This is a genomic window from Pantoea sp. X-Soil-YNGN-775, from assembly GCF_059730575.1.
The window spans coordinates 530485-549463 of record NZ_AP035946.1 but is presented as its reverse complement, the minus strand read 5'-3'; the positions used below and the strand labels follow the sequence as shown (position 1 = coordinate 549463).

Here is an 18979-nt window from a genome sequence, read left to right as displayed (position 1 = left end):
TGAGTGGGTGATGGCGCTTTAATCCGCGAGGATCGCAACGCCATACTCTGTTACCCGCCCGCGCAAATTCACCCTCCGGGCCTGAACGGAAGCGGATCTTAGCCGGGATAACGCGGATGTCGCGCACAGAGATCTCTTTGAAGAGTGAGCCGGGAATTGACCTCTGGCATTTGTTTCCTGCATCTGATGAAATCCCTGACAAGAGGAAAGGGTATGACGGCTGGAACCGTCATCCTCCTTTCTTCCGCCAATTCCCCTGACGCGAGAAACGAATGACCACCACCTACCTTATTGTGCCGGGATATACCAATTCAGGCCCGGAACACTGGCAGTCTTTTATGGAAAGGAAATACAGCAACGTTGTCCGCGTTCAGCAGGATGACTGGAACTCGCCTTCTGCTGCATGGGTTGAGCGACTTGATCAGGTGATTGCTGAAACCCAGGGCGACATTGTGCTGCTGGGCCACAGCTGTGGCGCGGTAGCGGTGGTCCAGTGGGCCGCAACCCACGCATCCAGCCGGATAAAATCGCTGATTCTGGTGGCGCCGGCAGACGTCGATGCTGAAACCGCCATCGTGCCTATCCGACAGCAGCGCCCCTTGCCGTCGGGCCGGTTAGGGTACAGTGCGCTGCTGATTCACAGCGATAATGATCAGCACCTCAGCGAAGCACGGGCGCGCTCGCTGGCGCTGGAATGGGGATGCGAAACCCGACTGTTCAGCGGCGCGGGACATCTGCATACGGCCGCAGGCTATGGTGAATGGCCGGACGGTGAGCGTCTGTTTGAAAACTTTACCGGCGTTGCTTTACGCAAAACAGAACAGGCAGATACAAACGCTGTGCGGAACTAACCCCGTCAGTTGCCGTAGCCGATTGCGCGCTACCTTACCGCTTTTTAGTCAGGTAGCGTCGCTCATCAGATGATTAACCGTGGTATTTTCCGGCTAATCCGGGTGGTACTCCGGGTGCTGACGTGATTCTGCACCCCGGATTCGCCGCGAACGCAAAACAGATGAGGTAACGTTTAAAGGCTGGCTCCTTCAACCAGCACGAACGTTCCACGCGCAGCGCCTGCCCGCAGCAACCTGGCCGCCTGATAGGCAGGGCTTTGATAAAAACGTCTGGCCTCGGCAAAAGAATCGAACTCAAAAACCACATGCCGTTCATGCGCTTCTCCCTCCAGATTTTCATACTGCCCTGACCAGGCAACAATCTTTGGATTAAACGCCTGCATAGCCTCGCCAGCCGCTCTGGCATATTCAGCGTAGGCGACAGGGTCTGATACGGTGACATGAGCGATTAAATAACCTTTGTTCATTTTTCTCTATCCTTCCTGAGCGTGGATAAATTCCAGCGTAAGCCACCGCGACGGGCGTGAGCCTAATCTGGAGCGGGGTAAAGAGGTCGAATGGGTGTTGCGGGTCAGCAGGCTGAATGATGGCGAACCGCCTTTCACTCGCTGCCCCGGCAGACTCAATCGTTATCTGCATGAGGCGGGAACCTGCGCCATTGCTATTGCAGAGACGCCCGATCGCAACGGCATCAATCGCTTCAGAGAGACGATTCCCCCTGGCGGTCAGATCGCCTGGTGCGTTATCCGCGGTGTGAAAGCAGTCTATTAGCTATTAATATGGTGATAAATAACCGAAGAAATAACGCACTGTTACTCTCAGGAAGAACAATGAAAAACCTCGAGGCGCTGATTATTTTTGCCCGTGTGGCGGAGATGAAGAGTTTTACTCAGGCAGCTGAAAGCCTGGGTATTCAGAAAGGACGCGCCTCACTGGTGGTGCGTGAACTTGAAAAGGAGACCGGTGCCACGCTGCTGCACCGCACCACGCGGACGGTGCAGTTAACCGAAGATGGGCGGGCGTTTTATTCACGCGCACGAGACCTGCTATCGGAAGCCGAAGAGCTGCAGTCAATGTTCTCTCACGATGGGATGTCACTGCGCGGCAGGATACGGGTTGATATGCCGGCCGTGCTGGCACAAAGCGTGGTGATCCCGGCTCTGCCTCAGCTGCTGGAAGCCCACCCTGAACTGGAGATCGAGCTTTCAAGCACCGATCGCCGTGTTGATTTGGTCCATGAGGGATTTGATTGTGTCATCCGCCTGGGGCCGATCGTAGATGACCAGCTGATTGCCCGCCCTCTGGGGCAGCTACGCATGATCAATGCAGCAAGTCCGGACTATCTGGCGCGCTTCGGGATGCCGCAGACGATTGACGATCTTCTCAATCAGAAACACCAGATGGTGCATTACCAGCGGAGCTTTGGTTCGAAGCCTGATGGATGGGAATATCCGACGGGTGACGGCTACAAATTTCTGGTGTTACCCGGCGCGATGCGGGTCAAAAGCGTACCGGCCTATCATGAGGCGGGGCTGGCCGGGCTGGGCTTAATCCAGGGCGGTTACTCCACACTCGCGCCCTATATTGAGCGCGGTGCACTGGTGGAAATCCTTGCCGATCTGCGTCCCGAGCCGCTCAGTGCCAGTTTTGTCGTCGCGCATCGACGAAATCTGTCCCGGCGTGTCAGGGCTTTTATGCACTGGACTGAAGAAATTTTAAAACCCTATTTTGACTGATTGGCTGGGGTGACTCTCACATTAGCTAAGATGAAGCGCACCATGTCTGCTTGTGGTACAAAGCGGGCATAAAGTTAGAACATAAGGTCCGCTGTGAGCGAAAAGCGGACGTTGCCCCCCTTTTTGACGTCACCAGATTTAGCTCCGACATTCAGATCTTCTCGTGCTGGACCTTAAAAATAGATGCAACTTATAGGGAAACTACGCGGTTGAGCCAGCACAAGACGAATCGTTTCCCAGACAGAGCCCCCTTCATCAAGCGATCCCCCGTTTTGGATTGACTATCGACCAAAGTTTTTTCGCTGTCAATCAGCAGCTTGCTGGTAATTCGCTATCTTTAATGTCTGCTACAGGACCGAGGATGTCACGATCAAATTCTGCCAGCGGCCTACCGGTTTTTACGCGGTTTGGCCAGTCATGGTTCGCCAGCGCCCCCCGGCCCAGTGCTATCAGATCAGCGCCTGCTGATAGCACCTCTATTGCACGCTGTGGTTCATGCAGGCCGCCATTGGCGATAATTGTTAAATCAGGCGCATATTTATGAGCCAGCGCGACAAGTGATAGCGGTCCGCTCTCAAATGCAGGCTGCCAGGCTTCATATTCAGTCAGGTGCAGGTAATCAATGCCTGACTGGGCTAACAGCGTAAAAACAGTACGCGCATCGTCTTCTCCGTGAGCCCATTTATGATGAAAATCATTTACCTTACTCTGAGAAATCCGGATGCCAATAATCGACTCAGCGCCGAGTCGGGTACGCACAGCCTTAATGACCTCAAGGATTAATGTAAGACGCCCCGCCGTATCGCCACCCCATTTATCTTCGCGAAGATTGGTGTAATCGGTAAAGAACTGATCAAGCAGATAGCCGTTAGCTCCATGAATTTCCACGCCATCAAAACCGGCGTCATGGACCGCGTTCGCCGCTGCATCCGCAAAACTATGGATAATCTGCTGAATTTCGGCGTCATTAAGCTCACGCGGAACAGGGTACTTGCCCTTGCCACGGTAAAAAGTGAGTTGCGTGCCTTCAGGCTCAACAGCAGAGGCGCTAACTGTACCCTCCGTATGGAAATTATCCTGAGAAAGCGCACCGGAATGCTGGATCTGTGCGATAACCTTTCCCTGCTGAGCATGAACTGCCTCAGTGATTTTGCGCCATGCAGCGATCTGCATGGATGAAACAGTGCCCGACTGATACGCATAGGTCTGTGACCAGGCATTATCAATATAAATTCCTTCCGTAATGATCAGAGCAAAATTACCCCGGGCGAAGTCTTCATAATAAGAAAGCATGCGATTGCTGGCGATACCGCATTCCGAGGCCGACACGCGGGTCATCGGTGCCACTACCAGGCGATTATTCAGTTTGATATTTTTGAGCGTAAAGCTGTTAAAAAGCGGTGATGCAGACATATTTTTCCCCGGATCAGATAAGTAACAGTAAGGGAAAGATATCTTTTAATGATGCAGCTATAAACGCATGGGACTGATAAGCTGGTATATCATAAACTGATATAATCACCGTACGCCGCTGATGCATATTGGGTTGTGCTTAAATGAAATCCGGCTGACAGAGAAAATGTGGCGGGCATAAAGCTCAATGCACTCTTAGATGATCAATCAAACATGCTTTAAAAAGTATAAATCAACCTCCCTACAGGGCTTGATAATAACGTTTCACGGGTAGTGTAAAAACATCATGAACGTCTGTGACGTACAGCTTTTTCTGACCATCACTGAAGCCGGCAGCCTGTCCCAGGCTGCGAGACGGCTGGACATCTCGGCAATGGCCGTTTCACGCAGACTTGCCGGGTTAGAGCGTGAACTGGGGACTCGTCTGCTCCAGAGAACAACACGTTCGGTATCCCTTACCCAGGAAGGGATAGAGTTTATTCCGTATGCCCGTGCTTTGGTTGAGGCCGAAGAGGGTGCAAAGGGTCTTTTTTCCCCCGATTCGAAAGGCGCGTCTGGCCTGCTGAGGGTTACTGCGCCGTCAGGGTTCGGGCGGCGCTACCTGCTTCCACTGATTCCTGAACTACTTGAAACCAACCCTGACCTACGAATCGATCTGCAGTTCAGCGAAGACGTGGTCGATATTGTCGGACGCGGAATTGATGTCGCGGTGCGAATTGCGCCCTTGCGAGATTCCAGCCTTATAGCCCGCAAAATTGTGGATAATCCGCGTGTAGTCTGCGCCTCACCAGATTATCTCAGGCAGTACGGTGTTCCTGCCACACTCAGTGAGCTGACTGAGCATAACTGCCTGAGGCTTACAAATGTCCTGCAGTGGACATTTCAATCCAGCGGTCAGAGTACAAGCCTGAGCGTGGATGGGCGGTTCAGTTCAGGCAACGTTGAAAGCATTCGGGAGTTTTGTGTTCAGGGAATGGGGCTGGCGCAGCTTACTTTATGGGACGTCAAAAAAGAACTTAGCGAAGGTACGTTACAGGAGGTGACTTTCATGGATGTTGACGCGCAGAATCTACCGGTGTGGGCACTGCTTCCCACCTCGCGATATCTGCCACAGCGCGTTAATGTTTTTATAGATGCGCTAAAAGCTTCACTCGGCTAAGCCTGAGCAGGCATTGCCGTATGCTTTTCCGTAACGTGTTCGCCTCATGGGCTTACCGTGCCGTTGCAGCCATAGCCAGCGCTGAAAAATGACAGTGGCTGGCTGAAGTATACCTGTGTAAAAGCAGACCATTACCTGCTCACTGGTCTGCTTAGAACGCCAGACAACTGAATAGCATTCTGGCCGCTAACCTGATGACCCTGAAGACCTGACCAGAGCGGGCATTTCTGCTTGTCAGAAGGACCAGCGGCGCATGCCGCCATCAACTACGGCGACGGTCCCGGTGATATACCGTGAACGGGGAGAGACGAGAAAGGTCGCCATATTAGCGACGTCCTGAGCCTCGCCGAAATCTTTCATTGCAATCTCTCGCTCGGCGAATTCTTTACGCGCCTCACCAGGAAAAAGTCTGCGGATTTGGGCAGTATCAAGCAGCCCCGGCTGCAGGCAGTTAATGGTAATACCGTGTTTCCCAATCTGTTCAGAAAGTCCTTTCGACCATACGGCGATGGCTGCTTTTGAAACCGCAGACGCATTGACCTGTGTTGGCTCAGTCGTGCCCGTTATATTCAGAATGCTCCCTGACTGATTGTCGATAAAGTGTGGTAAGAGAAACTGCGTCAACTGGCGCTGACGGGTAAAGCCGAGGTTCATCGCCTCATCCCAGACCTCGTCAGGAGCCACCGGTTCCAGTGGACAGCTGGCACCGGCATTATTAACAAGAATATCAACCCGACCCATGGTTTGAAGTGCCGCGTCGGCTATGGCGTGAGGTGCTTCATGTGAAATCAGGTCCTGAACAAAAATAACCGGTTCAGGCAGGCCAGCGCAAATGAACTCCTGCTTTAATTCGTTCAGCAGAGAGGCGTTACGTGCTGTAGCAAATACCGTTACACCTTCTTCAGCCAGTGTGCGTGCAATGGCGCGGCCCAGTCCCTGACTGGCCCCGGTGACGACAGCCTTTTTACCTTTGAGATATAAATCCATAATGCTCTCCTGAAAAATTTCAGATATCAGCCAGATGCTTGTGACTGATCACGGTTGCTGGTAAAGATGAAATACAATGCGATTATCAGCAGAACGAGTGCTGCAATGCGGTTCCAGGTCAGTGGTATAGCGCTGTTACCAAACAACCCTAAAGTATCAATAAGTAAACTCATACCCAGCTGGCCGAGAATAACGCCGACGGTTGCAACCGCGGTTCCGATTTGGCGAACCGCGAAAATCATTAATAAGATGTACAAAATCCCGAAAAAAGCTCCGCTAAGTTGCCACTTAGGCACATCCATAAGTGACTGCGTGTGGGCGGGCTCAAGAAACATCACCAGCAAAACTGAAAGTACGGTTCCGGACAGGAAGTTAATAAATGTGGCATGAAGCGCACCTATTTCCTGCCCCAGCTTCCCGTTTATGGCAGCCTGGATGCTGAGCAGGCAACCGCCTGTCAGGCTTAATAAAATCATTATCATCAACATTCATTTTCCTCCGGCAATAAGAGCCAGCGCGCCAGCAATTAAGCACAGTGCAATGACTCGCCTCATGTTGACCGGGCGACGCCGGGTATCAAACCAGCCAAAGTGATCGATAAGCAGACTTTTAGCTATCTGCCCGGCAAGGATGCCTGTCATCGTCATTGCCACTCCAATTACTGGCGCAGCAACGGTCATAATGACGACGTAGCAGGGGCCTAATAGCCCGCCCGAGAGATGCCAGCCAGGCAAAGTCATAATGGATACAGGACGACGTCGGCCAAAAAAAATTGAAATAAAGAAAAGCAGTGCCGTTCCTGTGGCGAATATGCAAAGCGTGGCCCAGTAATGACCGACTACACCACCAAGCGGCCCCAGAATACCCGCCTCTGTTCCAAGCCCCATTCCTGCCACGATAACCAATAAAAGACTTAACCATTTCATAATCAGTTTCTCCGTCAGAAGGGAAATATTAGTCAGGAAGTCTATTGCGAAAAAGAGCATAATCCTGCAAACACCTTTGCAGATTACGCTCAGATGAAAGACTTAACTCACATTAATATTCGTGCCATGCAGCTGTTTATGAGCATTATGGAAACGGGAAATTTTTCTGAAGTGGCGAGGCGGGAAGGGATAGCGGTCTCCTCTGTTTCACGCACTCTTCAGCTACTTGAGGCTTCTCTGGAAACCCAACTGCTTTACCGGAGTACACGTGCTGTGGTGCCCACTGAAGAGGGGCGAATTTATGCCAGCGCTTTTCGGCAGATACTTGACCAGGTCAGCAGTGCGTCAGCGCTTGTCAGCGAACGCATGAATGTCCCATCAGGGCGGATACGATTTAATGCGCCGGTTTCTTTCGGTATAAGGCACATATCTCCCCTGATGGCGGAACTCAGTGAGCTTTATCCAAAACTGTCGATCGATCTGAGTCTCACTGACGAATTTGTTAATCCGCTGTCTGACGCCTCTGATCTGGTGTTACGTATCGCTGGCATGAAAGATTCGGCGTTGCATGGGCGGTTTATTGCAGATCAGAATTGGCATCTTGCTGCCAGTCCTTCATACCTGCATAAATACGGCATACCTGAGGTGCCGGAAGATTTACGGCAACACCATTTGCTTGTTTATCGTGGGCATATGGGAATACCACGCTGGTGTTTTTCAGGCAAAGAGGGACAGTACAACATTAGCCAGCATCCCAAAGTCATGTCTGACAGTGCTGAATCGCTAATCCGGATGGCCGAGGACGGAGCCGGTATTGTCCTTTTTCCGGACTGGCAGATAGGTAGCCTGCTTAAGTCCGGTCACCTCACCGAGCTGCTCATGGATTATGAAGTGTCTACAGGTGAAGCCGGCCAGTCGATTTTCATGCTGTATCCGGGCAGCAAATTTCCTGCATTAAATACGCGCACGGTCATAGATTACTTCTTGCGCAAATTTGGGCAGCCGGTTTACTGGAAATATGAGCAACAAAAAAGATAAGCCAAAAGTTCGACGTTGCAGTCAGGCACTGACAGCCTGCTTGTGGTACAAAGCGGGCTGTTACCCGAGACTCATTCAGGCGAACGGGGTTTGTTAGCAGTGCAGACGCGTGAGGTTTACCGTTGCAGCGCTAATTTAACAGGAGTGATGATGTTCTTCATTTTCAGTGGACTGCCGGGTTGCGGAAAAAGCACTATCGCAAAGCGATTATCCCAACGATTAAACGCGGTTTATTTACGCGTTGATACGGTCGAACAGGCGCTGCGGAACGGATCGGCGCATTTCAGGGAGATTGGGCCTGAGGGCTATTTCATACTGTATGCGCTGGCGCGGGACAATCTCAGACTGGGATCAACCGTGATCACTGATTCGGTGAATGACCTTAACCTGATACGTGATGCTTTCCGGGAGATAGCCCTATCGTCAGATATTCCGTTTCTGGAAATTGAAATTCTCTGTTCGGATGCTGAACAGCATCGATCGCGCGTAGAGAACAGACAATCCGACATCCCGGGCTTAAAAGTGCCTGACTGGCAGGCGGTGATCAATCGCCATTATGAACCCTGGAACAGAGCGCATCTGCAACTGGACACCGCAAAATTATCCGCTGAACAGTGCGTTGACCGGATCCTTACCGCGAGCGGGCAGAACTGAACGACTCAGGCGCGCATCATTGAAAGCGATGAACGCTTTGTCTCTGTCGCGCCACCCAGCCATCGATAAAAACCGTGACCGTAGCAGGCGGCAACGCGGTTTAAAGCTCGCCTGATTAAAGATTACCGGCTGCCCAGCCGATAAACTCCGACGCATTCTTCTGATGCTGAATGCCGTCATCGCTGATTTTTTGCACCTTCCGGCTGACAAATGATTACCGCACAAATCGCTGCCGCACAGGCCGGTGCCTCAGACATTGCGCAGGACTGACATTTGCCCGACTGAACCGCGTGGCGATGCCTCTTTCTGGCGGGCGGGGCGGTTATTATTGGCGATCACGAGGTCTGTCACGATGAGTTTTAAGCTTGTGTAGTATCGTCAGCCAACCACGGAGCCGACCACCATGAACACTGTGATCAAACCTACTTTTTCCGCTGTTTGGTCCACGGACGCCGAGGGAATTTGCATCGCCAGTCAGGAGAGTCCGACGGGCCTGATGCCAGCACTGAAAGGCGTTACGCTCAGTGCATGGTTGCGGTTTGCACAGGCTGATGATGATGCCCGAATCGCGTTGCAACTGACTACCGCGCTGGAAGGCGTGAAACCTTTTCATCTCGAAGTGCCGATCCGTTGTCTGGACGGCATGACGCGGTATGTGATTGTTTCAGGTCTGCCGGGCTGCCCGTCGGCTGCGTCTCGCCTGCAGTACAGCGGCTTCATTCTTGATATCACCGGGCAGCGCAAAGCGCTGGAGGATGCGCTGCGTACGGCAGCGGAATACCGGCTGCTGATTGAAAACAGCACAGACCTGATCGCCCATTGCGACACCGACGGTCGGTACGTTTCAATCTCGCCCTCCTACAGCGAAATGATCGGCTGGTCCGCCGGTGAGATAATCGGCCAGCGGGTGGTGGATTACCTGCACCCCGACGACCGTGCGCCAGCCATGGATGCGCTGCTACGCCTGTTCAACGGCGGCGTGCTTCCGGACGTGGTCGAAGTACGCAAGCTGCATCGCGATGGCCACTACATAACGCTGGGCACCAAGGCCTGCGGCGTCAGCGATCCTGCCACCGGCTGTAACATTGGCGCAGTGCTGGTTTCGCGTGACATCACGCGTGACAAGGAACGGATCCGTAAGCTTGAGAAACTGGCTACCCGCGACACGCTAACCGGCTTGCCTAATCGCGCCTGGATTAACGATCAGGTTAGCTGCATGCTGGCGCAGGACGACGATCTGGCTTACACCGCTGTGCTGTTTATTGATTTAAATGGCTTTAAGGCGGTCAATGATTCGATGGGGCACGCCACGGGAGATGCCTTGCTGCAGCAGGTCAGCGAACGGTTACAGCACTGCATGCGGCCGGGTGACTCGGTGGCCCGACTGGGCGGCGACGAATTTGTGGTGGCGGCAAAGTGCAGCAGCAGTGAGGCGGCATCTGCCATCGCGCAGCGCATTCTTGACAGCCTGAAACAGCCGTTGGTTATCAATAGCACGCAAGTTGCTATCGGTGCATCAATTGGCATCAGCCTTGCGGAGTCCGGAACGGTGTCGGCAAAAGTGTTGTTTGAGCACGCCGATATCGCGATGTACCAGGCAAAAGCGCGCCGTGATGGCTCATATCAGTTTTTCGATCCTGCACCGCAGCCAGCAGGCCCTTAGCTAAGCCGGTATCGTTTCCCTGATAAATCGGGGCGTCGGTGGCCGTGAAGGCAGCTGGTCTGGCAAAAGCGATGAGCGGCCGCAGACTGACCGCATAATTGGGTGTTAATGACCATCAAATTACAGTTCGTTTTAAATAAGTCAAACCAGACGCAGCCCGTCTTGAGACGAGTTAAAAATGTCGGGAGGTAGCGTTGCCGTTAACCAACAAATTATGATCAACGGCAGAGGCTTAACAATGAATATAATATGACTGCTGGCAGTGGAGACCCGTCGCTTATTTGATATTACGCTTAATCTGCCCGGCAAAAGGCTGACAGAGCAATAATCTGGCTGGCGCTAAAATAGCGGCAGAGTAGCCGTATAAAATTAAGCCTTGCGTCGGGTTGCCCAGAACGCCTGTTGCAACCCAAGCGTTTCTTCTTCAATTTCCGCTACCGGACCTGTCAGCTCGATTCTCTTCTGGCCGTGCTCAAAAATATAGGCGGCGGGAACACTCATGGTCGGATTTTCATCGTGATTGCCGGTACATTCAAGCAAACGCGCTTCACTCATGCCATACACCACCCGGCCGATATTGGCCCAGTAAATCGTACCGGCGCACATACAGCAAGGCTCTACCGCGGTGTAAAGCGTGCAGTTCCAGAGATATTCCGCAGAAAAATTGCTTGCCGCGATGCGTGCCAGTGTCGATTCCGCATGATTAACGCTATCAATATTACATTGTGTCAACAGCACGGTTTCCCGGTCAGGGGCAACCAGCACCGCACCAAAAGGATGTTTACCTAACGTGATAGCGCGCTTGCCAACCTCATTCGACATTTTAAGGAATTTTATATCCGTCGGGTTATTCATTTTGTTCTCCCTTTCTGCTGTTCAGTAATGCATTGAGTAAAACAGCGGTGAATCCGCCCATAAAAATGCCGCTGTCAAAAATTAATCTTAATGATGACGGAAGAGAATGAAATAAGGCCGGGAAAGCCATGGGGAGGACGCCGACGCTTATTGATACCGCCACAATAAGAATATTATTTTCATTGACAAAGCTGACGTCTTTGAGTTGCTGGATGCCGGCCGCCAGCGTCATGCCAAACATTAACAAGCCCACGCCGCCCAGTACCGGACGAGGAATGGCGGCAACAATGGCACCCAGTTTAGGAAACAGGCCGAGCAGCACCAGGATCAGACCCGCGGCAGCCAGCACGGAACGACTTGTAATACGGGTGAGCATGATCAGCCCGGCGTTTTGCGAAAACGCATTATAGGGAAAACTGTTAAGACAACCGCCGATCATGGTTGAAAGCCCGTCGGCGCGTAGCGTATCGGCAAGCCGTTGTGGCGTTGTCGGACGACCGATCAGCTTATCAATCAGCAGGACGTTGCCGGTTGTTTCTGTCATGACAATGATCATCGCCAGGCAGGAGACAAAAACCGGCACCGGTGAAAACACCGGCAGACCAAAGGAGAAGGGCATACTGATACCGATCCATGCGGCGTGACTGACGGCGGAGAAATCAGTTAATCCGGCGGTGAAAGCGATCAGGGTTCCCGCCAGCATGCCCGCCAGGATGCTGAAATTCCTGATGATTCCGCGCGTTTTACAGTAGAAGATTAGCGTGATCAGCAGCGTAGCCAGACCGAGTAACAGGTGAGAGGGACTGGCAAAATCCGCTGCATCAGGGTTGCCGCCGCCAATCCAGATCGCCGCTGCCGGCATCAGCGAAATGCCAATAATAGTGATAACGCACCCAATCACAATCGGTGGAAAGAAGCGCACTAAGCGACTGAAAAGCGGCGCGATAAGCACGGTAAACAATCCACAGGCGATTGCAGAACCAAAAACAGTGGTAATTCCGAACGTCTGACCAATCATCGCCATTGGTGCCAGCACGATAAACGAGCACCCCTGGATTAACGGCAGCCTGCCACCAAAGCGGCCTAAGCCAACCGACTGAAGCAGCGTGGCGAGTCCGGATGTCAGCAGGCAGGCGTTGACCAGCGTAACCGTCTGAGAGGCGTTTAAGCCCATCACCGAAGCAAGGATTAAAGGCACCGTTACCGTACCGGCGTACATAACCAGCACATGCTGGAAGCCCAGCGACGCTATCCGCCCGACACTCAGCGAGTGTTGAGTTGGCTTTTCTGCAATCAACGTTTCCATAAGCATCCCAATCGCAATTTATTAAACAGAGAATCCACTCTATCGGTAAAAAAATGTTTAAAGTAAGTGAGCTGTTTTCACAAAAATTGAAAGCTGAGAGGTATTTTGAAATATTCATTAGAACAACTTATGACGTTTGAACAGGTTGCCAAATCTGGCTCCTTCTCGGCTGCAGCGCGTCATCTGAAGAAATCTCAGTCTTCGGTGAACATGGCGATGAGCAATCTGGAGATTGAGCTTAACATTGCGCTATTTGAGCGGACGCCAAGGCAGGTCAGGCTTACGCCAGAAGGGGAAGTGCTGCGGGAATATGTCAAAACCATACTGGGGCGATGTCATGCTTTTGATCAGCGGGTAAATGCCTTCAACCACCAGATTGAGAGCCATGTCAGCCTTGCAATTGAATTGCCCTACGTCACGATTGCGCCGGTGCTATATGAATTCTCTATGACCTTTCCTGAAGTTGATATCCATATCAAGGAACCGTTTCGCGGCGATGTGGAAGCAATGGTGAAAAGCGGTGAGGTTGATCTGGGTATCACCCTTTCCCATTCTGTTGAGAGTGAAACCATTCAGTTCACTCAACTGGGTAAGCTGGTGATGGTACACGTTGTCAGTGTTGATCATCCGCTTGCTCAACAGATCCCGGTTTCCTTTGCCGATTTGCACAACTGGCGTCACATCACGTTTGGCTCACAGGAAAAAAAGATCGCCACCACCGAATATCTGGGCAGCCCGATGCTGTGGCGCGTGGAAAGCTACAGTGCAATGCTGGATGCTGCACTGGCGGGGCTGGGATGGGCGTCGCTGCCACGCGAATTCGTTCATCGCGAATTACAAACAGGCAGGCTGATAGAATTACGCCAGCGGGAATATCCTCACACCGACTGGATCGTGGCGGTGGATCTGCTGTGGTCAAAACAGGCGACAGCCGGCAAAGCGCAAATCTGGCTGCGCGATCGTTTAGTGCAGCATAAAATTTTTGAGCAGGATAATGCGGGCAACAGAACGACGCTATAGCTGTCATATTTTGCTGTCCGATAAGGGATCCGGTGAGGATTTAGCGATGCTCGCTACTGGCACCAGGCGGCACCGCTGCCGCCCTGTTGGCGCATACTGTTGGCGAATACCTTAAGGGCCTGCGGGCGAAGTCCCGGCTGACCCTCCAGCCAGAACGCGAACCGACAAACGGCTGTTGCAACATAGGGCGTCAGTAACCGCACGTCTGCTGCGCCACAGCGAGAGGAGCGCGATTATCGCGGTAAGGTTCCGGCAATCAGGCGCTTTTATCGCGGCACATGGCGCGGCGCAGTAAACATTACGCACCACGAGGCAATGGGAATAAACGGGAGATTGCGCGTCGTGCCGTTCGGCCTGAAACAGGCGCGGTTTCACCGGGACTGTCGGATCTGTGGGGGCAAACGATCAACGCCGTAGCGTCAGCGGCGAATTTCAGCTGACCGGTGAATCCTGTGACTACAGGTCTTTCGTCAGTGTCTCACTGTTGTCCGCCAGCAGGTTAAGCACAGCATTGACATACCTGTCCCGGTTTCCCTGGTGCCACATCACACACAGCGGCAATCCCTGGATGTCGTCGGCTGGCGCCAGCGGCAGGTACTTTACACCGTCCGCGTTCATGTTGCGGTAAGAGGAGGGAACCAGCGCCACGCCCAGCCCGGCGGCAACGAAGCTCAGGATGGTCTGTTTTTCCTCGGCATACTGCGCTATCACCGGATACCTGCCCGCCGCTCTGAACAGGTTCATCGTCAGGTCATGGCTGTGAGGTCGGGTACGTCTTTCCGGCACGATGACGGGCTCATCGCAAAAATCTTCGATACTCACCTGCTGGTAATCCACCAGCCGGTGATCGGCAGGCACCGCCAGCACGCAGGTTTCATTGGCAATAAAGCGGGTGGTCAGAGTGACGTCGGTCTGTTCGGGTGGCCGAACAAACACCAGATCCAGCCAGCCGGAAGTCAGTCGTGGGATCAGGCTGTGTGATTTATCTTCGCTGATATGGATATCCGCATCGGGAAACGCGCTAACAAACAGATTGAGCAGTTTCGGCAGTAATCCTCTTGCCGCACTGTCAATCGCGCCGATCCGCAGGGTCTTTTTCTGCGATGTCATATTCTTACGAAACCTCAGCCGCAACCCATCAAAATCTGCCACCACGGATTTGGCTTCACTCAGAAACTCAGCGCCTTCCCGGGTCAGGGAAACATTGCGGGTCGAACGATTCAGCAGGCGTATGCCTAAATCCTCCTCCAGCAGCCGGATAAAACGGCTGAGTGACGCAGGCATCATTTCAAGCTTCCGGGCAGCCCTGCCAAAGTGAAGTTCATCACCCAATACCACGAAGCATCTCAGCTGATTTATATCCATTTATTGCCCGCATTCAGATTATTCAAATTATTTATATAAACCCTTGCCGATGATAACGCCTGTCAAAACAGCATACTGAGTTCACAACAAAACAATAACAACCCTACCTGACTGTGGAGCATCCTGCTATGCATAATGACCTCGAAAAAAAGGTAATGCGCAAAGTAACGCTGCGGATTATTCCTTTTATCATGCTGCTGTATTTTATCGCGTTTCTCGACCGGGTTAATATCGGCTTTGCCGCTTTGACCATGAATCAGGACCTGGGCTTTTCGCCGATGGTCTTCGGGCTTGGTGCCGGAATTTTCTTTCTCGGTTACTTTCTGTTTGAGGTCCCGTCTAACCTGATTCTGCATAAGGTCGGTGCCCGAATCTGGATTGCCCGCGTCATGATCACCTGGGGACTGGTCTCCGGTTGTATGGCGTTTGTACAGGGCACCACCAGTTTCTATATTCTCCGCTTTCTGCTCGGCGTGGCCGAGGCCGGTTTCTTTCCGGGCATCATTCTTTATCTCAGCTACTGGTTCCCGGCGGTAAAACGTGCGCAGGTTACCGCCATTTTCATGGCCGCAGCGCCGCTCTCCACCGCGCTTGGCTCACCGATCTCCGCCGCACTGCTGGAAATGCACGGGCTGATGGGCTTCGCCGGCTGGCAATGGATGTTCGTGCTGGAGGCGGTCCCGGCCTTACTGTTGGGCATCGTCGTGCTGTTCTGGCTCACTGACCGACCGGCCAAAGCCAAATGGCTGACTGAAGAAGAGCGGACCTGGCTGCAAAACACCATGCAGGCTGAAGAGCAGGCGCGGGCGGTGGGCCAGAGCCACAGCAGCGCATGGCGTGGTCTGGCGGATAAGCGGGTACTGGCGCTGGCGCTGGTCTACTTTGGCACCTCAGCCGGCCTTTATACCCTGGGTATCTGGGCACCCCAGATTATTCACAGCTTCGGTGCTTCATCGTTAGAGATCGGCTTTCTTAATGCCTTCCCGGCGGTGCTTGGTGTTCTCGGTATGATCCTCTGGGCGCGCCACTCCGACCGGACCCATGAGCGCAGCTGGCACGTTATTGCTGCCTGCCTGCTGGCAGCGGCCGGACTGATTTACGCCGGCAGCGTCACGACCCTTTTCTCAGTGATTATCGCCCTGACGCTGGTTACGGTGGGGATCAGCGCATCCAAGCCGCCGCTCTGGAGCATGCCAACCCTGTTTCTCAGCGGGCCGGCAGCGGCGGCGGGCATTGCTGCTATCAACTCGATTGGCAACCTCGGCGGATTTGTCGGGCCGATGATGATTGGCATCATCCGCCAGCAAACCGGCAGCTACACCTGGGGACTCTATTTCGTGGCCGGACTGCTGATGGTTTCAGCCCTGACGGTACTGATTCTGGCCGGAAAAGCGAAAAAGCCACAGACCACAGAACTTCATCAACCTCACACTCATTAATCGACACGGAGAAATACCATGCGTAACTATTCTATTGCCGCTATTCCTGCTGACGGTATCGGTCCTGAGGTCATCTCAGCCGGCATTGATGTTCTCAGGGCGCTGTCACAGCGCGATCCGCAGCTGAAATTTGATATTCAGACTTTCGACTGGGGTTCTGACTACTACAAACGCTACGGCGTGATGATGCCGGAAGAGGGCTTGCAGACGCTGAAAAAATTCGATGCGATCTATTTCGGCGCGGTGGGCGCACCGGATGTGCCTGACCACATCACCCTCTGGGGGCTGCGTCTGCCGATTTGCCAGGGATTCGATCAGTACGCCAATGTGCGGCCAACCAAAATTCTGCCCGGGGTTACGTCGCCGCTGCGCAACCGCGGGCCGGGCGATCTCGACTGGGTGATCGTGCGCGAAAACTCCGAGGGCGAATATTCGGGTAACGGTGGCCGCGCCCATAAGGGGCTGCCGGAAGAAGTCGGCACCGAAGTGGCGATTTTTACCCGCGTCGGCGTCACGCGCATCATGCGTTATGCCTTTAAACTGGCGCAATCGCGCCCGCGTAAGCTGCTGACGGTGGTAACGAAGTCCAATGCGCAGCGTCATGGCATGGTGATGTGGGATGAAATTGCCGCTGAGGTGGCGCAGGAGTTTCCGGATGTGCAATGGGACAAAATGCTGGTTGATGCCATGACACACCGCATGACGCTGCATCCACAGAGTCTGGATACCATCGTCGCCACCAACCTGCACGCCGATATTTTATCCGACCTGGCGGGTGCACTGGCGGGCAGCCTGGGCGTGGCGCCTACCGCGAATATCGATCCTGAGCGACGTTTTCCCTCCATGTTCGAGCCGATTCACGGCTCAGCCTTTGATATCACCGGTAAAGGCATCGCCAACCCGATCGCCACCTTCTGGACGGCGGTACAGATGCTGGAGCATCTGGGCGAGCATCAGGCCGCTGCGCTGATCATGGAAGGCATCGAACACGTCTGCACCCACGGCATCCTGACGCCCGACGTGGGCGGCACGGCCAAAACGGCTGATGTCACGCGTGCCGTGGTGCAGTTTATCGAATCCCGTTCAACCGTTGCCGAGAGTGCCTGATAATGAGAAACGATCGGGCCGCAGCGATACTGGAGGATATCTTTAAGCAGGCGGTTGACAGCGCCCGTCCCGGGCCTGTCGTGCCGGCCGCGCTGCCGCCGAAACCCGCTGGCCGCTGTGTTGTCGTCGGGGCCGGCAAGGCGTCGGCCGCTATGGCAGCGGCTGTCGATGCCGCCTGGCCAGATGTAGAGGTCAGTGGCGTGGTGGTGACGCGCTACGGTCATGCCGTGCCTGCCGGGCGTATCCGCATTCTGGAGGCTTCTCATCCGGTCTCAGATGCGATGAGTGAAACGGCGGCGATGCTGATTCTGGAAACCCTGCGCGGCCTGACATCCGACGATCTGGTGCTGGCGCTGATATCAGGCGGTGGCTCCGCCGTGATGGCATTACCCGCGCCGGGTATCACGCTGGCCGATAAACAGTCTGTTACCCGGGCACTGCTGCACAGCGGTGCCAGCATCAGAGAGATGAATCTGGTCAGGCGTCATCTGTCGGCAGTAAAAGGTGGCAGGCTGGCGGCACTGGCGCAGCCTGCACAGGTGGTTTCGCTGATTATCAGCGATGTTCCGGGTGATAATCCGGCGGATGTGGCATCCGGTCCGACGGTGGCTGACAGCAGCACACCAGAAGATGCGCTGAAGGTGCTCGAACGCTACGCTATTCCGGTCTCCGCCGCGGTTCGCCATCTGCTGAGCCAGCCGTCGGCGTTGTCAGGCAGGCAGCCGGTCGGTGAGGTCAGGATGATTGCCACACCCGCGATGGCGTTGCAGGCCGCAGCCAGTGCGGCACGTCGTCACGGTATTACACCACTGATACTCGGCGACGCCATTGAAGGTGAGAGCCGGGAGGTCGCCACCGTCATGGCGGGCATCGCAAAATCAGTGAAGCAGCACGGCTACCCGCTGAAGGGGCCAGCAGTGTTGCTGTCAGGCGGCGAAACCACGGTGACGGTAAGCGAGGGAAAGGCAGGTAAAGGCGGGCGTAACACCGAGTTTCTACTTGGGCTGGCCTGCGCACTGCGCGGGGAAAGTGGAATCTGGGCCATCGCGGGAGACAGTGACGGTATTGATGGCACCGAGGATGCGGCCGGTGCGATGATTTTTCCTGATACGCTGTTGCGCGGTAAAACCTGTGGGCTTGATGCGCTTGGCTATCTGAATGCGCATGACAGTTACCGCTATTTTCATGCGATTAATGATCTGCTGATCACCGGGCCAACGTTAACCAATGTTAATGACATCAGAGCGATATTAATAGGCTAACCGGTTGCTTTGTCTGATGAACACAGCAGCGATGATGCTCATCAAGTGAAAAAGCGATCGGCTTAAGCCGGGCTGAATTTATGAAAAATCAGCGGCAGAACGAAGGAGGATAATAAAGGTGAGTTTGAACCTGCACGCGTTGTCAGGCTGAGACAATGGCATTTATGCATAGAGACGTTGAGCACACCGGGTTGGGTC

18 protein-coding genes are annotated in these 18979 nt (G+C 53.8%); 10 read left to right on the top strand and 8 right to left on the bottom strand.

Annotation, left to right across the window (positions count from 1 at the left end; genetic code table 11):
- The first annotated feature begins 272 nt into the window (after positions 1-272).
- On the top strand, positions 273-851 hold the full coding sequence (locus tag AC6I8I_RS22485) for an RBBP9/YdeN family alpha/beta hydrolase (RefSeq protein ID WP_312055615.1): 579 nt from the start codon (positions 273-275) through the stop codon (positions 849-851).
- 173 nt (positions 852-1024) lie between these two features.
- On the opposite strand, the gene AC6I8I_RS22480 is transcribed toward AC6I8I_RS22485, so the two are convergent.
- On the bottom strand, positions 1025-1318 hold the full coding sequence (locus AC6I8I_RS22480; RefSeq protein WP_031374399.1) for a DUF1330 domain-containing protein: 294 nt from the start codon (positions 1316-1318) through the stop codon (positions 1025-1027).
- Between the two features lie 363 nt (positions 1319-1681).
- Between AC6I8I_RS22480 and AC6I8I_RS22475 the strand changes: the two genes are divergently transcribed.
- Positions 1682-2587: a LysR family transcriptional regulator gene (locus tag AC6I8I_RS22475; RefSeq protein ID WP_497828744.1), complete on the top strand. Its 906-nt coding sequence runs from the start codon at positions 1682-1684 to the stop codon at positions 2585-2587.
- A gap of 309 nt (positions 2588-2896) precedes the next feature.
- Here the strand turns inward: AC6I8I_RS22475 and AC6I8I_RS22470 are convergent, their stop codons facing one another.
- A complete protein-coding gene (locus tag AC6I8I_RS22470) occupies positions 2897-4000 on the bottom strand; it encodes an oxidoreductase (protein ID WP_497828743.1) in 1104 nt (367 codons plus the stop codon).
- 286 nt (positions 4001-4286) lie between these two features.
- On the opposite strand from AC6I8I_RS22470, the gene AC6I8I_RS22465 reads away from it, so the two are divergent.
- Positions 4287-5159 (top strand): LysR family transcriptional regulator, encoded by an 873-nt coding sequence (locus tag AC6I8I_RS22465; protein WP_031374401.1) that lies wholly within the window; start codon positions 4287-4289, stop codon positions 5157-5159.
- 234 nt (positions 5160-5393) lie between these two features.
- Here AC6I8I_RS22465 and AC6I8I_RS22460 read toward each other — a convergent pair whose 3' ends face one another.
- The 3 genes from AC6I8I_RS22460 to AC6I8I_RS22450 are packed head-to-tail and all read right to left on the bottom strand — an operon-like array spanning position 5394 to position 7072.
- Positions 5394-6146 carry an SDR family NAD(P)-dependent oxidoreductase gene (locus AC6I8I_RS22460; protein WP_031374402.1) on the bottom strand — a complete coding sequence of 251 codons (753 nt, stop codon included), beginning with the start codon at positions 6144-6146 and terminating at the stop codon, positions 5394-5396.
- Between the two features lie 26 nt (positions 6147-6172).
- The gene (locus tag AC6I8I_RS22455) at positions 6173-6634 is read right to left on the bottom strand and encodes a DMT family transporter (RefSeq protein ID WP_497828742.1); all 462 of its coding nucleotides are present in this window, start codon (positions 6632-6634) and stop codon (positions 6173-6175) included.
- Positions 6635-7072, bottom strand: coding sequence for a DMT family transporter (locus AC6I8I_RS22450; RefSeq protein WP_312055710.1), 438 nt, complete (start codon positions 7070-7072; stop codon positions 6635-6637).
- A 93-nt stretch (positions 7073-7165) separates the two neighbouring features.
- Between AC6I8I_RS22450 and AC6I8I_RS22445 the strand changes: the two genes are divergently transcribed.
- The 3 genes from AC6I8I_RS22445 to AC6I8I_RS22435 all read left to right on the top strand — a co-directional run bounded on the left by AC6I8I_RS22445 (position 7166) and on the right by AC6I8I_RS22435 (position 10427).
- A complete protein-coding gene (locus AC6I8I_RS22445) occupies positions 7166-8110 on the top strand; it encodes a LysR family transcriptional regulator (protein WP_046289312.1) in 945 nt (314 codons plus the stop codon).
- Between the two features lie 150 nt (positions 8111-8260).
- Positions 8261-8764 (top strand): P-loop nucleotide/nucleoside kinase family protein, encoded by a 504-nt coding sequence (locus tag AC6I8I_RS22440; RefSeq protein WP_312055711.1) that lies wholly within the window; start codon positions 8261-8263, stop codon positions 8762-8764.
- 403 nt (positions 8765-9167) lie between these two features.
- The gene (locus tag AC6I8I_RS22435) at positions 9168-10427 is read left to right on the top strand and encodes a diguanylate cyclase domain-containing protein (RefSeq protein ID WP_312055619.1); all 1260 of its coding nucleotides are present in this window, start codon (positions 9168-9170) and stop codon (positions 10425-10427) included.
- A gap of 369 nt (positions 10428-10796) precedes the next feature.
- Here AC6I8I_RS22435 and AC6I8I_RS22430 read toward each other — a convergent pair whose 3' ends face one another.
- Together AC6I8I_RS22430 and AC6I8I_RS22425 are read right to left on the bottom strand one after the other, a co-directional pair.
- Positions 10797-11282, bottom strand: a complete 486-nt coding sequence (locus AC6I8I_RS22430) for a nucleoside deaminase (protein WP_312055620.1) — start codon at positions 11280-11282, stop codon at positions 10797-10799.
- Positions 11275-12588 (bottom strand): nucleobase:cation symporter-2 family protein, encoded by a 1314-nt coding sequence (locus AC6I8I_RS22425; protein WP_312055621.1) that lies wholly within the window; start codon positions 12586-12588, stop codon positions 11275-11277. Before AC6I8I_RS22425 ends, AC6I8I_RS22430 begins: the two co-directional genes overlap by 8 nt.
- Before the next feature lie 129 nt (positions 12589-12717).
- Here AC6I8I_RS22425 and AC6I8I_RS22420 point away from each other — a divergent pair, with 129 nt between their 5' ends.
- Positions 12718-13608, top strand: a complete 891-nt coding sequence (locus AC6I8I_RS22420; RefSeq protein WP_497828741.1) for a LysR family transcriptional regulator — start codon at positions 12718-12720, stop codon at positions 13606-13608.
- A gap of 456 nt (positions 13609-14064) precedes the next feature.
- Here the strand turns inward: AC6I8I_RS22420 and AC6I8I_RS22415 are convergent, their stop codons facing one another.
- A complete protein-coding gene (locus tag AC6I8I_RS22415) occupies positions 14065-14973 on the bottom strand; it encodes a LysR family transcriptional regulator (protein WP_312055623.1) in 909 nt (302 codons plus the stop codon).
- Between the two features lie 128 nt (positions 14974-15101).
- Between AC6I8I_RS22415 and AC6I8I_RS22410 the strand changes: the two genes are divergently transcribed.
- The 3 genes from AC6I8I_RS22410 to AC6I8I_RS22400 are packed head-to-tail and all read left to right on the top strand — an operon-like array spanning position 15102 to position 18781.
- Positions 15102-16412, top strand: a complete 1311-nt coding sequence (locus AC6I8I_RS22410; RefSeq protein WP_069727982.1) for an MFS transporter — start codon at positions 15102-15104, stop codon at positions 16410-16412.
- A gap of 18 nt (positions 16413-16430) precedes the next feature.
- On the top strand, positions 16431-17519 hold the full coding sequence (locus AC6I8I_RS22405; RefSeq protein WP_312055624.1) for a tartrate dehydrogenase: 1089 nt from the start codon (positions 16431-16433) through the stop codon (positions 17517-17519).
- A 2-nt stretch (positions 17520-17521) separates the two neighbouring features.
- Complete coding sequence (locus AC6I8I_RS22400; protein WP_312055625.1) at positions 17522-18781, top strand: glycerate kinase type-2 family protein; 1260 nt, start codon at positions 17522-17524, stop codon at positions 18779-18781.
- The last annotated feature ends 198 nt before the right edge of the window (positions 18782-18979 follow it).